The sequence below is a fragment of the Burkholderiales bacterium genome (genome assembly GCA_035560005.1).
Lineage (GTDB): Bacteria > Pseudomonadota > Gammaproteobacteria > Burkholderiales > Eutrophovitaceae > DASRFY01.
Map to the genome: position 1 here is coordinate 1 of DATMAN010000097.1, position 14,090 is coordinate 14,090.

Here is a 14,090-nt window from a genome sequence, read left to right on the forward strand (position 1 = left end):
CATGCGGTGCTCGCTCGCACGACGATCGCGTGAACCACCGCATCCTCCGTGGTTACGTTGCTGGGCTAACCGCTCGACGCATCGCCTTCCTCCGGCACCGCGGCCGATTCGGCGCGCAGATGCCGATGTTGGTGCACGGGCGCATGGCCGGTGCGCAAGGCGGCGGCCTGCAGTCCTTCGAGGTAGAGGCGCTGAGTCTCCTCCGACGGCTGCGCCCCCAGGCCTTTGCTCAACGCCTCCCAGCAGCGCCGGTACATGCGCACCACCTCCGCCAGTTCGCCTGCTTTCAGATAACAGCTCATCAGCCGGCGATAGAGCGATTCGTTCAACGGATCCTGTTCCAGCGCGGCACGGCAGACGTCCACCGACTGGCCGAAGCGCGCGTGCTCTTCGAGGTGTTCAGACCATGCCGCCACCAGCCGTTCGAACCTCGTTTCCAGGCGCAGGCGCAGCGACAGCATCCAGGATTCTTCCGATTCGCGCGCGAGGAAGTGCCCGCCATAGAGCGCAAGCGCGGCGCGCGCTTTGGGCTCGGCGTCCTTCTTCTGAACATTCTCCTCCAGGCTGTGCAGCGCTTCGTTGGCCAGGCGCTCGAAGTGCCACGTGTCCACCCAGCAGACCCGGTCGTTCAGGCTGAGCTTGCCGTCGTGCTGAAGGATCGCGGCATGACAGCGCAGTTGCCGGCGCAGGCGGTGCACGGTGATGGTGAGATTGCGAACGCCCAGATCGCCTTCGGAATCCGGCCACAGACATTCCCACAAGCGGCTCGCTGCGACTTCCCGGCCACCGAGCGCGATCAGCGCTTTGAGCAAGCCGAACGGCCGCTGCTGACCTTTGCCATTGGAGCAAACCGGCTGCCCGTCGATCGCCACGCTAAAGCGCCCCAGCGTGTAGATGCGGATCGGCAACAGACGGTCCGCCCGCTCCACCTCGCCTTCGGGCGCGGAGCCCGCGCGATCGAATCGGCCGGACTTGTCCGGCGCACTGGAACAACCCTCTCGGCCAACGACCTCTGGCGCCGCGTACATGACCGCACCCTCCGCAATTCGCCCGTTGTTCGCGGAGGCGAGTTCGGGTGCTCACCCGCCAAGAAGGAGAGCCCCGGCCTCCGCGAACTTTAAGCGATTGTCGGAAGGCGGAGCTTGGTCGTCTCTATGCCGAAGGCGGTATAACCAAAGCTATAGCGAGCGGCAGACGGGAATCGGGATTTCAGCCCATCGGCCTGCCAGCGTGTCCGCGACGGAAGCGGCGGTATCCGGTCCACATCAAGCCTTCTGACCTGATGCTTCACCGAGGCGACCAAGTGCAGTCCGAGCGCGATGATCCGTGGTTGGCGAATCCCCCTCCTCCGGCAGACTTCAGGCCATCGCGCCGCGTGCGGGTCCTGCACCGGCGCTCCTGCTTCGATCGGGGTTACGCCACCAGTCTGAATCCAACCACGGAGAAGTGGTGATCGAACGTGAAGGCAAGCCGGATGCGCGCGCGCTTCATGAGGGTGAAGCTGGTTGCGTCAACGGCTGAGAGCTTGTGCAGGTCCTTGCGCCGGAAGTACTCCCAGGACTGCTCGAGGTCGCGAAGCTCGCAGGGAAGAATCCTGACGGTGCCGGGCCCGTAGATCGAATCTTTCCATGCCAGTGCCACGTCCCGGTTGGCGTTACGTTCGAGAAACGTGAATGTCTCGATGACTACGGGAACGGACGTATGCAGCCTGGCGGCAGATCCCTGTAACAGATCCCATTGTTCTCGCGCTTGCGCATGCAGCGGATCTCGTGATAGCGCAAGTGCGATCCATGCTCCGCTATCGACGAAAACCGCCTCTCGCTGGCGCATCAGGGCTCGTCGTGAACGCTGTCGTGCTCGACGGAAGTCCGCTTGGGCTCGCCGTCCCAGATGGCTACGGGGCCTGTAGTCTGCGGCTTGAGCACGACCTTGCGGATTGCTTCGCGAACAAGTTCTGCGATGCTGCGTCCCGACCGCGCCGCCGCTTCGCGCAGGGCAGCGAGCTCTTCCTTTCGCAGGTAAATCTGAGTCTTTTCCATGTATGTTACTTTATCCTCGTGAGTGACATACGTCAAGGATTCCGGTGTTCGAACCCGGGCGCGTAGGCATTACGGGACGTGAGGTCGGAGATGAACGACAAACCGGCGCACTCGCGCGCGCCATGAACCGCTACGGCCCGCCGGGACCTGCGGGGCACAGCAGGCAAAAGGCCTATAAATCGAGTCTGACCCTGAGGTCGCTCTTGACCCTGAGGTCGCTCAATTCGCCCGTTGTTCGCGGAGGCGAGTTCGGGTGCTCAACCGCCAAGAAGGAGAGCCCCGGCCTCCGCGAACTTTAAGCGAATTGTCGGAAGGCGGAGCTTGGTCGTCTCTATGCCGAAGGCGGTATAACCAAAGCTATAGCGAGCGGCAGACGGGAATCGGGATTTCAGCCCATCGGCCTACCAGCGTGTCCGCGACGGAAGCGGCGGCACCCGGTCCACATCAAGCCCTCTGACCTGACGCTTCACCAAGGCGACCAAGTGCAGTCCGAGCGCGATGATCCGTGGTTGGCGAATCCCCCTCCGGCAGACTTCAGGCCATCGCGCCGCGTGCGGGTCCTGCACCGGCGCTCCTGCTTAGATCGGGGTTACGCCAACAGTCTGAATCCGACCACGGAGAAGTGGTGATCGAACGTGAAGGCAAGCCGGATGCACGCGCGCTCCATGAGGGTGAAGCTGGTTGCGGCGCGACTGCGCCACATCGCGAGCACGAAGTGGGGAAAGCGGCGTTTCCTCGCGATGGAAACGTTGCTCGACCCGCTTCCCGAGGAGGCAGCCGTTTGAGATCGGATCAGGCTACCGCCAACAAGAGTGCGAAAGACTCTTGACACAACTCCAGGGCGGGTAGGCATCATGGGACGTGAAGTGCGGGCACGAAGAAACACCGGCGCGCGCCCTGAACGGCTGCGCCCTCTTGCACGCAGGCGGCTAATGGGTGACCTTTCAGTGCTCTGACGAGGAAGATCTTGCACTATGGCCGGCCAGAATCATTGACCACTATGTAAGCAGCTGGCACTGTAAAACGGCCATTTCCAGGGGATGTGGAAAGTCTTTCGTTTGTGTCATCCGCGGCACGCGTTCGTACACGGTAGTAGACTTTCGTATCTCCGTTTACACCGCGTAGCTGATGCCACTCATTGTCACCAGGGGTCCACACACCGAAGCATTCTGGTGCAACCGTTGTCGACACTGTCCGCCAACCACTAGTTACAACGTTTTGCGTGAATGCCTCGTTGCTAGCCAATTCGACTGTGAACTTAACGTTGCACGGAGCAGGGTTGGCGCTTGAAGGGACGTAATTCAATGCCCAACCCTGAGGATCGAAAACATAGCGAGGGCCTGTCCATACTTGGAAAGTTGGTGCTACCCCATCTTCTCGTCGCAGGTAATCCACTTCTGGATGGATTATTCCGTCAATTGTTACATCGTCTGACTCGTCGTTATCGTTGACGTCAATTACGGCGTCGCCGCCGTTTTCACCCCCAGACGTGACCGGACAGAAGTTGGCATTGTCTGTTGCTGGGTCCCCCGTTGTCGGGTCCCCATCGATACACTCCTCTGGCACCAGAAACATGCCGGCTCTAGCCCACGCGCTGAGCAGCTTGTTCGTGGTATGTGCCCCATTGTGGCGAAAGCCGGGCGGCCCCCCGGGTTGACCGGCATTAGCCCACTGCCAAGTCATCTGTAACATAAAGTCCTGAAGAAACCGATAGAGGTCCTTATCGCAGGTGGTGGGCTGAGAATCCACAAATTGCCTGCAGGTTCCGAGGCCAGTCGGCCAGAATTGCCAAAGCGCTCGGTTCAATCTGACCCAGAACTGCGCGGTTCCCGATGGGAGACACTTGCTCCGCATGCCTTGGCGCGCAAGCCACAGCGCTCCGGCAGCGATTTGTCCATCAGCATAGTCGCCCATGGCGCGCAAGCGGTGTTCCGGGAAACGATCTTCCGGCAAGCTTGCCAATCTCGGCATGCCACTGCCCTCGTCATGGAAGTTGACACAGTTTCTGCTATTTTCGCTTTGACCTTGGTTTTTCCAGGACCATCCTCCAACGCATGGCGAAGATGCGTATCCGTTGGCCCACGCATCCGCGAAGTCGTGGAAGTAAACGTCAGCGACATTACTTACCGTAATGTCGCACGAGGGACCACACCAATCTGCTGGTCTCCTGTATTGAAGCCGCCTTGCGGCCAAATGAGCAAACTCGTGCGCGATGATGGTAGCGTCCTGACCATCGTTTAGCCCAAGATTTGGTGCGTCCGGACAAGCCTGGTGCGTGAAACCAGGATAAGTTGCGAAACGGAGCCGTGAGGTATCGTAGTCGGCGAAACTGTACGGGTTCCCCACATCGACACTTACGTTTATCGGAGCCTCAGGAAACGTAGGAAAGGAGCCAGCTGCCACTACAAGTCGCCAGAATCTGTGCAAGTGAGCAAAGACGTTAATCTGCCGGAACGCAGCGTTACCACCATCGGAGCATACCGCTCGTGGAGCGTTATTCAACGGAGCTTGATCAAAGTTCGCGAGTGAGATAGTGCTCCCTCTCGCATCGGCCGATACCGCCACTTCCTGGTCATCGAACGCTCCGTCTTCAAAGCGATCGAGGCGATTGAATACGCCGTCTATATCGTCGTTGAGTTCAAGAGTGTACGTGCCAGAACTTGATGGATCGACCTCGAACCTGGCTGCGTGCGTGCCGGTGCCGGCGTCTCGGCGCCATATGTTTCCGATTGCTGACACTTGCTCAACCTGAGGAAGCAGTTGCAGGAGTTGGCCTGTGTCTGCGTCTACCCACGCCAGCCAGGTGACGCGCTCGGGTTTTGATGCGGCATCCGGAACAAAGTGTGCCGTCAGCAGTGTTCGGTACGCGAAACGCAGTCCCGGAACCAGACTACCGCTGGAAGTTCTTCCTCTCCCGTACGGTAGCAATACCAGTCTGAGATCCTTAGGTGTTGTGACTGGCGCCTGCACACCTGGTAGCCTTAGCAGCACTTCAATACCGCGATCAACGGCCGACTCGGGTGTCAAACTTTGCTTGTTGGTGATACGGAACTGGTTTAGGACCACACCATGAACGACTGTTACGGTCTCGCCTTCCCAAAGCCTAGCGACGATTCCGACTTGGTCAATCGCCACTCCTTTGACGACCTGCAAGAAATAGTATTCGACCAACTGGCGTTCGATATCTGCTTTGAACTGCGCAAAGCTCATTCCATCACCCAGCTGAAACACTCGCTCCGCTTCTGGAGACGCCGCGCCCTTGCGCATGGCATCGCAGACGGCGTGAAAGCGCTTGTACTTGTCCTCGTCTACCTCCATGCAAGTCACATCGGCTAAATCGGAGAGGCTTGCTGGTCGAGGCTTCGCTCCCTTTTTTGTACGCGTGACGATCTCCGAGAGTTCCCGCTGAAAGCCCATGGCTTGAAGAACGGGTGCCACAACGTCTGTGAATACTTGTTCGGACGTGAACTCACCAGCCACTTTGGGCTTGAGCGATACAAAGAAACTGTCTCCGTCAAATGCTGGATAGAAAGCCTTTGCTGCGGCGGGCAGTAGTGCCGGTTTCAAGTTCAGAGTTGTCGACAGGGGAATCGGCTCCGGGAGAATGGTAGGTGGTGTTATACCAGCCGCCTCGAGCGCGCCGTTCTGCAACGTCAGGCCTACTACGATCAGTATCGTGCCCATGATCGGCCTAGTGGACAGAAGACGCCAATGATGTACCTCTCGCTTGATTCTCACGGGCTTGCCTGTTCCAAGATGCTTGAACGTTGAACCGCCACCGTGCTCACTCTGGCAACCGGTACGCGCTCCACGCATTTTGTTTCCTTCTCGTCTGTAAACTGCGCCCGGGTGACAAGTACCGACACGCTATGGGCACGAACAGTAACAAGTGTAGGTAGGACAGACGTGCTTGCAAGGCGCGATGCAGTGAGATGGATCGAGTTCTTCCAGGATCTTTATCAACCGCCACCGTTCGGGTCTGGATCTAACGTTCTCTGCGTAGAGAAGATTTCCGTTCTTATCGACATATATCGCTATGTATGCTTGGCACTGCAGATACCCAATCTCTGCGTATCTTTCACCTTCAGAAGGAGCGCAGGCTGCGGGGGTTTCGACGGGCATGGTGCCGTGGGCATTTACGTCGCTTACTCTTAGAAAGGAGGCGCAGCCGATTGCGGCCAGCAACAATATTGTTCGAGCACACCAAACCCCGACCGAATCTCCAATAAATGCGGGTGCAGACTTCTCGTGGGGAAAGGATGGCGTGCGAAAGATGCCCAGCAAGAGCTTGATCATGTGACTCCTCCTTGTGGTGGTGCGGTATCGGTAATCGGTCATATTTGGCTAGAAGGGTCTAAGACACAAACCGCTCCTTGTACTTCGAGCCTGCCGGCCCTGTAAGTCATGTCACAGTCTCAGTACAAGAGATAGGAACAGCTGCCTTTGGGGTACGAATCGGGGTGCTGCCAAATTGCTTTCTTGGTATCTGGCATTCCGATCGCCCAAGTTGCGGCCGTCTATCGTGATGACGCCTGACCTTCTAGGAAGGTAGTAGGACACCTGAGCGTCTACGGTAGTAAACCGTTCGTCTCCCTGAAATGGGCTACCAAACGAGTCGATGAAGATCCCTTCTTGCTTGTAGTGGGACACATAACCTCTGATTACCACCCTACCGCCTACGAAAATGTTCATTCCGATAGGAATACGAGTGCTGCGCAACTCAAGGAATTCTTCTGCGCCCTGAAATCCGGGAGCTCGCTTATAGTGTTCGCGATAGACTTCTGCGGAGAGGGCAACATGTGGCCCGATCGTGGCGTATGCATAGACTCGGCCCGTTTTCTCAGTCCAGTCGCCGTCTTCAGCTAGGTTTGCAATCGGATCGATGAGGACCCATTGGATGTCTCGTTCTGCCACCTCGCCGCCGAGATAGATTGCATTGCTCAGTTTGTAATCTGTTCCAATTCCCTTTCTGGTCGACGTTGAGCCATTGGGTTCGTCAAAAAACTGATTGAATCCGGCGATCTGTGTGGGCTCTAGAGTCTGATTGGTAGGAAGAATGCGATTCATGGTTTCGAAAACGGCCGCCCGAATCGTCAAGCTGTTCAAGGGACTGAAGATGGCCCCCAGTTTGGGGCTGGTCTTGCTTCGTTCTACTAATGGGTCTTCAAACTGGTCAGCACTGAGTCCAGCGGTCAACAGAAACCCTGGCGAGACATGCACGTTGAAGTAGGCGTAACCGTTGCTTTGTGTCTGCAACGTGTCTGCAGTCAGAAATCCTCCGAAGTTCACGTTGTTGTGACCTCGAACATATCCTCCGCCTAGCGTTGCCCCAATGGGTCCGAACCTGACTATCGACTGTGCCTCCGCGAGCGAGTTGTCGGTATGCTCAAGAATGGTAATCAGCCCGGGGAACTCAAAATCGACCAAGGAGTCGTTATGTATGAACGAAAGAACCACATCGTTTCCTACGCCAAAACCGTAGCGGGCGCTCAACCGATCGATACTGTTCTTAACTTTTGCTCGCTCCGGACGAAAGTTGCTTGGATCGAACCGTAGCACCAGGTCTCCGCGCTCGAAGTCGGAGTTACGAAGTTCGACTTGCAGGTTGAGAGATTGCGAGGGAGAAATCTGCAAAAATGCGTTTGAAATACGTCTTTGATAGTCGTTGTTTGGACGGAAGCCCTCTGTCTCGTAGTAAAACCTCCCGATGCTTAGTGATGCATGGTCTAGCAAAGCGGAGATCCCGGCTTCATCAGCGTAGGTATCTTGTGTTCCGTCAAGAACACGGATTCGAGCGGCCATCCCATGTTGTATAAAGAGATCGGTGAATTCGAAAGTGCCAGGTTCTTGTGAGATTGCACCCCTAGAAATGAACAATCGATCTTCGCTGAGCTGCGGTTGTATAGGCTCTGCGCTCAGTAACTGTCGAACTTGAGCTTGGAGAAGTTCGCTGACGCGGGCAATGTCGTGTCTCGGCAAAGTTGCGTAGGTGTCAGAAAGGAAGCGATGCGCTGAAAAGTTGCCTGGCTCCGCGGTCAACGATCTTGCTGCTTCTGCGATAGCAAGTTGATCAAAGCCTAAGGCCCGGTAAAGTCTTGCCAGACTAAGACTTCGAGTCGCGATGTCTTCTTCCAAGAGTAGTGTCGATCTGTAAATTGCTCGGTGGTCGTTAAGACGGATCGATTGTTGAAGGTTAGAGAGGGCTTGGGTTGGTTGATTCGCGACGAGGGCAAGGATTGCCTGGTAGAACCACGGCGTCGGATCGTTGGGGTCGAGTTGCTTGGCGAGGTCGAACTGCGTCGCGGCGAGCTGATCGCGCTCCCTGGTGTTCTCCTCGTAGTAAGCCTTGCCGACGTAGCTTCTGAGTAGCGAATTGGTCGGATCGAGGGCCACCGCGATCTCGAGCTGTTCGCGGCCGGGGACGAGCTGGCCCTGGCGGATGATCGCGAGTCCCAGCCCCAATCTTGGGAGCGGAGCGGTCGAGTCGCGTTCGATGGCTTTCAGGAAATCGGCTTGCGCCTCCTTGACGTTGATCTGTGCCAGATGCACGAAGCCGAGCACCGTGTGGGCGCGCTCTTCGTTCGAATTGGCTTCGACCGCGCGTCGCGCGGCCTTTTCGGCGTCGCCCGTGCGGCCCAGCGACATGAACATTTCCGCCAGGCGAGCCTGCGTCAGCGAGCTGTCCGGTGAGAGTTCAGCCGCCCGCCGGACGCTCTTCGTTGCGTCCTCCAGCTTGAACTGCGCCTGCTGGGCGTAGGAGAGCGCCAGCCAGGCGCGCGAGGAAGCGGGCGAGATCTGCACGGCGTTCTGCGCCGCCGAGAGCGCGCCGTCCTTGTCGCCCTTGACGACGCTGATCACCGCGCGGATCGCCAGCGCGTCGCCGCTTGCCGGCGTCTCTGCGAGTGCCATTGAAATTTCGCTCTCCGCTTCCTCCACCCGCCCGAGGCGCAGGAGGTGCTCGGCGCGCTGGGCGAAGCACACCTGGCGGATCGCGCCCGCCGGCAGTTGCGCGCACTCTTCGGCGCTCGGCACGGCGATGCCGGCGTCGCTCAGCGGCGGGTAGTAGAGCGCCCATTGCACCGCGTCGGCCGGTCTGACGAGCAGGCGGATCGCCGGCGGCTCGGCCGCGCTGGCGGAGAGCACCTGTCCGCTTGCCAATACCTGCTCTTCGAGCTGGGCGGTCGCCTGCGCGCGGACCTTGCCTTCGAACACCGCCAGCTCGGTCACCTCGCAGCGCAACGCCACCAGAAACTCCGTGCCCTCGACCGCGGCGTTCACGTGCGGCGTGCGGATGCGGAATTTCTTCGGAAAGCGCGTGATGACATAGCCCGCGCCGCAGCCCTGGGTCAGCGCATCCGGCGCGACCGCGGTGTGTTCCTGGAAGAATTCAAGCAGCGTCTCTTCCGCGGTGTGGCTGAAGAGGATCTCGCTGTTCTGGTCGAGCCGGATCAGGTTTTCCGGCTGGAGAAAGACCGCGGCGCGGCTCGCGCGCGCCGCACGCAACCGGTCGCCTTCGCAGACCGGTGTGTCGAGACGGCTGATGCGGGTCCAGGACAGCGCGCCGGCGCGCTGCGCTTCGACCGTGCCTTGCACGGAAACGACGCGGCCGATGACGGGCGTGCAGCCGCCTTCCTCATCTGCTGCCAGACCGGAAGGGCTCTTCGTTATTGTTGTTATGGTTATGACGACAAGCAGCAGGGGGAACTTGCGTTCCCGGGACCTCCCCTGCAGCTCGAACCGCTTCGACCGAACCATTCCTGCCCACCCCCCGAGGGCCGCGGAACACGTCGAGCCGTGTTCGATTGCTCTTTTCATGTATAGACGCGAAATGCTTTCAGCGCAAGTCTTTTCGAATACGCCTGTCATGACCCAGTCGCGCGAAGGTGGTGGAAGTTAAGAAATGTGAACGGAAGTGCCCCCTTCCGTCCTTCCCTCGGTTGAGCGCTTCCCGATCGAGGGGGCAGGAGGTTGAAACATCAGTCAGGGATAATGACGCCGTCGCGCACGGCGCCGGGGCGCGCCAGGACGTCGAGCAGGAATTCGGCGGCTTTGTCGCCCGGAAACTCCGTTCGGACTTCCCGCAACAACGAGCCAGCACGCTGGAGTTCCGAAGCGTGGATCGCCCGGGCGATTTGCGAGAACTGCGCACAAAGGCGCGCCGTCTCCGGCGTGACCTTCAGACTCAGTCCAATCAGTTCGTACACGTGCAGCGCGCGGACCTTGCCGCGCAACCGGAACCAGCCCAGGTCTCGAACCTGGAATCGGTCCAGGCCGTCGATCAGCGGGTGCGAGACCAGAATGCGCGTGCCGAGTTTCTTGTTCAGTTCCTGCAACCGGTTGGACACGTTGACCGCATCGCCCACTGCCCGGTACTCGTAGCGCTCGTGCCCCCCGATGGCGCCGAGGCTGACCGGGCCGAGGTGCGCGCCGAAGCGCGTCTGCAACCCGCCTTTCGCCGCCGTGCGGCTGAACTCGGTGGTCGCCTCCAGCATCTCCAGCAACGCGTGGCAGGCAGCACTCCGGGTGTGCGGCGCGCGCAGAGGCCATAGCGCGAGCATCGCATCGCCGACGATGTCGGAGACGAAGCCGTCGGTCTCGGCGACGGGGCGGAACAGCCGCTCGAAATAGCGGTTGAGCAGTTGCGCCAGCTCGTGCGGCGCCATGCTCTCGGCCAGCGTCGTGAACTGCGCCGCATCGGTCGCCACGCTGATGCACTCCAGGGACTGCCGCTGCGCGAGCGCGTTCTCCGCGTTGCGCTCGAAGGCTTCGACAAACCCGCGCGGCACGAACTTGACGAACAGCGAACGGATGCGCTCCTGTTGCCGGCGTGCTTCGCGGTAGCGGAACGCCAGACCCGATCCCAGACCCAGCACCAGGGTGCTCGCCAGCGGAACCGCGAGCGGAAACCACAGTCTTGCGTGGGCAAAGGCGAGGAACGCGAGCCCCGCATAGGCCGCGGCGGCGGCAAGGGCCAGCGCGAGAGCCAGCGCCGTGCCGGCGGAATAGGCGGCCACGCAGACCAGCAGCGCGAGCGCCAGGGGAGCCCCGATACGCAGCCCATGCGAAGCCACGCGCAGGTCCGACCGCTCCAGCAGGTTGCCGATCGCGGTAGCCAGGATCTCCACCCCGCTGTGACCGACCTGCCCCGGCGCGGTGAACGCGGTCGGGAAGTGCTCGACCTGTTCGACGGCTTCGTCTTCGTGGTATCCCACGACGATGACCTTGTCTCGCGCCCAGGCCGACAGCTCGGGCGCGCTCAGTGCCAGCACGTCCGAGAAATCACGGGTGGGAATACGGCCGGGCCGGCCATAGAAATTGGTGTGACGGGTGGGCGGTCCGGCGTAAATGGCGAGCATGCTGCGCATCAGCTCGGCGGCGTGGTCGGCGCCTGGGTCTGTACGGTCCAGAACGGCATGAAGGTTTGCCTGTGCCGCCGTGTCGCGCGCCAAACCCGCGCGCAACAGCAGGGCGGTGGTCTCCAGATTGCCGCTTTTTATATCCCGGGCGGAGGGGGGCAGGTCCGCGCCCAGCCGCGGCGCGGCCTCCACCAGCAGTCTTCGAAAGCGGTCGTAGGCCGGCAACGCGTAGGCGAGGGCCGCGAGCGCCGGCAGCGTGACGGTGGGCCAGCCGTCGTTCACGAACACGTGAAACCGGTCGTAGCGGTCCACACCGGTCACCGGCAGCGGGGCGGGCGCCATGCCGAGCACGGCTTCCTCGATCAGGGGCGAAAGCGGCGCGGGTGCGAGCGTGTCGCCGTGCCCGGGCTCCAGCTTGCCCGCGATCAGCACCCGTGCGCTCTCGCGCGCCGCGCACGCGAGCCGCCGGTCCTCCTCGGCGAGCACGTCCTCGGTCTCGCCGTGAATCGGGAGCGCACGGCGACTGCGGAACAGGACGTCGAACACGATGACGCGCGCGCCGGCCGCGGAGAGCCGTTCGATCAGGACCGCGTGCAGGCAGCGCGGCCAGCGCGCCGGCAGGGCGGGCAGCGGTGCGTACCCGTACCGTGGCGTGCCGATCGACAGCCCGCGGCAACGATGAAAGCGGGCAGGATCCTCGGGAAGAAAGATCTCGCGCGCGGAACGGCGATTTATCGCCACGATCGCAACGCCCGCCGGTGGCCCGATCTCGCCGCGCGCGCTGAACAGCCAGCGCAGCGCGAACCGTTCCTCGACCCCGCGCCCGGCTTCGAGGTAACCGAGCCCCGCCGCCAGCGCGCCGATCGCGGCGCCTGCGACAAGGCCGGCGCGCCACGGCAGGCCGGGGGAGCGGGACGGCTCGAGCGATGGAACACGCACCGCGTGCGCTCCAGCGGGCAAGAGGTCAGGCCGCGCGCTGACGATCGGCCATCAGGCGGCGTGCGATGAGGTAGATGAGGTAGAGCGCGAACTGCGGGTTCGACGCGTAGATGCGCCGCACCTGCTCGGCGTCGAGCGAGAACACGTCTGCCTCCGTCACGCACTGGGCAGTGCTGGTGCGCCGGTGATCGGGCGAGAAGATCGCCACTTCGCCGAACAGGTCGCCCGCATGCATCTCCCGCTGCAATTCGACTAGGCTCACCGTACCGCGCTGCAGATAGAACAACTGTTCGCCCGGATCGCCTATTCTGAATACGATGCTGTCCTTCTTGAAGTGGCGGTGGTGCATGTGCGGCAGCAGCCAGTCCAGGTTGAATCGGCCGTGTTCCGCGTCGCGCAGTTGCTGCGGCGACACCACTCCGTAGCGCACGGCGATCAGCACCGCCTCGGTGCGCGACTGCACGTCGAGCGCCTTGAAGATGGCGTTGACGTGCAGCTTCACCACGCCCACCGAGATGCCGAGCTGCCTGGCGATCGCTTCGTTCGACTTGCCTTGGGCGAGCAGAGACAGCACTTCGGTCTGCCTGGGAGTGAGTCCAAGGTCGGCGAGCGTGGGCGCTTCGGCCGGGGCGGCGGTTTCCGTCAGCACCGGCCGATAGGCTGCTCCCTCCAGCACCAGTCGGAGCACCGCCTGCATCATGCTGTGGGAGTAGTTTTTCGGCAGGTAGCCGGTGGCGCCGGCGCGCAGTACCTGGTCCATGACCCGCGCGTCGCCGGGGTTGGCCACGGCGACGATCGGAGCCACCCGGAAGGTGGATGCGCACTGGGCGATCGCGGCGGGAGCACGGTCGGCGAGGCTGTCGACGTCGATGAGCACCAGACCCACGTCGACCTGCGGCAGAACCAGGGGATCGGTGCCGTCGATCGCGACGGTGGTGACCTGGGCTTGTGGGACCACCTCGCCGATCATCCGCTCGAGCGCCTCCCCGAGCAGCCCGGGCGGCACCGCCAGCAGCACTCTCATCTGTCATCCCTCATGACAGGAGAAGGGAGTGTGTTAGCACGGCGCCCGGCGCCGCGCAAGCGCAAAAAAACCGGCCCTGGTGACAGGGCCGGCGAACGGCGCGAGCCGCGCCGCCAGGAGAGATCGCGTGCTCTAGCGAGCGCTCAGAGTCTGCGAAGACGCGCCCTTGTAGGTGACCGCCAGATTCGGCGTGCCGCGGCCGTATTCGTTGATCAGCCCATCACCCGAACGGCTGGCGATGCCTTTGGACGTGCCGTGCGCGCCGCCGGACTTGGGGTTGCGGCCGGTCGCCTCCACCGTCAGCCAGCCGGTCTTGACCGGCCCGCCCGGCGCGAACGTCGCGCTCGAGCGCCCGAGGATCTGGTTGACGTCCGGCGCGCCGCCGCGCACGTCTCCGGCGAACACGGCAGCGCTGGACAGACCGGTCAGCAGCAACGCCGCCACGCTCACTGCCCGGACCCGGTGCGAGTAGCGATCCAAACCCAGATTGATCGATTTCATGATTGCCTCCACTCAGTGCGTCCAAGAAAACCGGAAAGAAGCGTTGGCTGTCCATCCGGCCTGGCACAGCGCTCGATGGCGTGCTGCCGACATCTTGCATTGCGTCCCGGCCTGAACCCGAAAACACAACTTCGCTTCGTGCCTGGAACGAACCCTAGGCGCGCACGGGCGAGGATTGAATCAGTCAAAGGGCATATGACCTGGGTTATAGAAGGGTGAGGCGTGAGGACA

8 protein-coding genes are annotated in these 14,090 nt (G+C 61.4%); all 8 read right to left on the minus strand.

The features are described from left to right. Positions 1 to 65: 65 nt before the first annotated feature. The 8 genes from VNM24_15025 to VNM24_15060 all read right to left on the minus strand — a co-directional run bounded on the left by VNM24_15025 (position 66) and on the right by VNM24_15060 (position 13,859). Positions 66 to 1,028: a bacterial transcriptional activator domain-containing protein gene (locus tag VNM24_15025; protein HWQ39893.1), complete on the minus strand. Its 963-nt coding sequence runs from the start codon at positions 1,026 to 1,028 to the stop codon at positions 66 to 68. A 385-nt stretch (positions 1,029 to 1,413) separates the two neighbouring features. Beyond that, positions 1,414 to 1,830 (minus strand): PIN domain-containing protein, encoded by a 417-nt coding sequence (locus VNM24_15030; GenBank protein ID HWQ39894.1) that lies wholly within the window; start codon positions 1,828 to 1,830, stop codon positions 1,414 to 1,416. Continuing rightward, positions 1,830 to 2,039 carry a ribbon-helix-helix protein, CopG family gene (locus VNM24_15035; protein HWQ39895.1) on the minus strand — a complete coding sequence of 70 codons (210 nt, stop codon included), beginning with the start codon at positions 2,037 to 2,039 and terminating at the stop codon, positions 1,830 to 1,832. Before VNM24_15035 ends, VNM24_15030 begins: the two co-directional genes overlap by 1 nt. A gap of 972 nt (positions 2,040 to 3,011) precedes the next feature. Then, a complete protein-coding gene (locus VNM24_15040) occupies positions 3,012 to 5,723 on the minus strand; it encodes a hypothetical protein (protein HWQ39896.1) in 2,712 nt (903 codons plus the stop codon). 723 nt (positions 5,724 to 6,446) lie between these two features. Beyond that, positions 6,447 to 9,794 carry a tetratricopeptide repeat protein gene (locus VNM24_15045; protein HWQ39897.1) on the minus strand — a complete coding sequence of 1,116 codons (3,348 nt, stop codon included), beginning with the start codon at positions 9,792 to 9,794 and terminating at the stop codon, positions 6,447 to 6,449. A gap of 221 nt (positions 9,795 to 10,015) precedes the next feature. Then, on the minus strand, positions 10,016 to 12,334 hold the full coding sequence (locus VNM24_15050) for an adenylate/guanylate cyclase domain-containing protein (GenBank protein HWQ39898.1): 2,319 nt from the start codon (positions 12,332 to 12,334) through the stop codon (positions 10,016 to 10,018). Between the two features lie 25 nt (positions 12,335 to 12,359). Next, positions 12,360 to 13,358 carry a LuxR C-terminal-related transcriptional regulator gene (locus tag VNM24_15055; protein ID HWQ39899.1) on the minus strand — a complete coding sequence of 333 codons (999 nt, stop codon included), beginning with the start codon at positions 13,356 to 13,358 and terminating at the stop codon, positions 12,360 to 12,362. A gap of 132 nt (positions 13,359 to 13,490) precedes the next feature. Beyond that, positions 13,491 to 13,859, minus strand: coding sequence for a hypothetical protein (locus VNM24_15060; protein ID HWQ39900.1), 369 nt, complete (start codon positions 13,857 to 13,859; stop codon positions 13,491 to 13,493). Positions 13,860 to 14,090 lie beyond the last annotated feature (231 nt).

What these genes read in the sequence shown, in the direction of transcription:
- VNM24_15025 (HWQ39893.1), bottom strand. Translation starts at nt 1,028, where the DNA reads ATGTACGCGGCGCCAGAGGTCGTTGGCCGAGAGGGTTGTTCCAGTGCG.
- VNM24_15030 (HWQ39894.1), bottom strand. Translation starts at nt 1,830, where the DNA reads ATGCGCCAGCGAGAGGCGGTTTTCGTCGATAGCGGAGCATGGATCGCA.
- VNM24_15035 (HWQ39895.1), bottom strand. Translation starts at nt 2,039, where the DNA reads ATGGAAAAGACTCAGATTTACCTGCGAAAGGAAGAGCTCGCTGCCCTG.
- VNM24_15040 (HWQ39896.1), bottom strand. Translation starts at nt 5,723, where the DNA reads ATGGGCACGATACTGATCGTAGTAGGCCTGACGTTGCAGAACGGCGCG.
- VNM24_15045 (HWQ39897.1), bottom strand. Translation starts at nt 9,794, where the DNA reads ATGGTTCGGTCGAAGCGGTTCGAGCTGCAGGGGAGGTCCCGGGAACGC.
- VNM24_15055 (HWQ39899.1), bottom strand. Translation starts at nt 13,358, where the DNA reads ATGAGAGTGCTGCTGGCGGTGCCGCCCGGGCTGCTCGGGGAGGCGCTC.
- VNM24_15060 (HWQ39900.1), bottom strand. Translation starts at nt 13,859, where the DNA reads ATGAAATCGATCAATCTGGGTTTGGATCGCTACTCGCACCGGGTCCGG.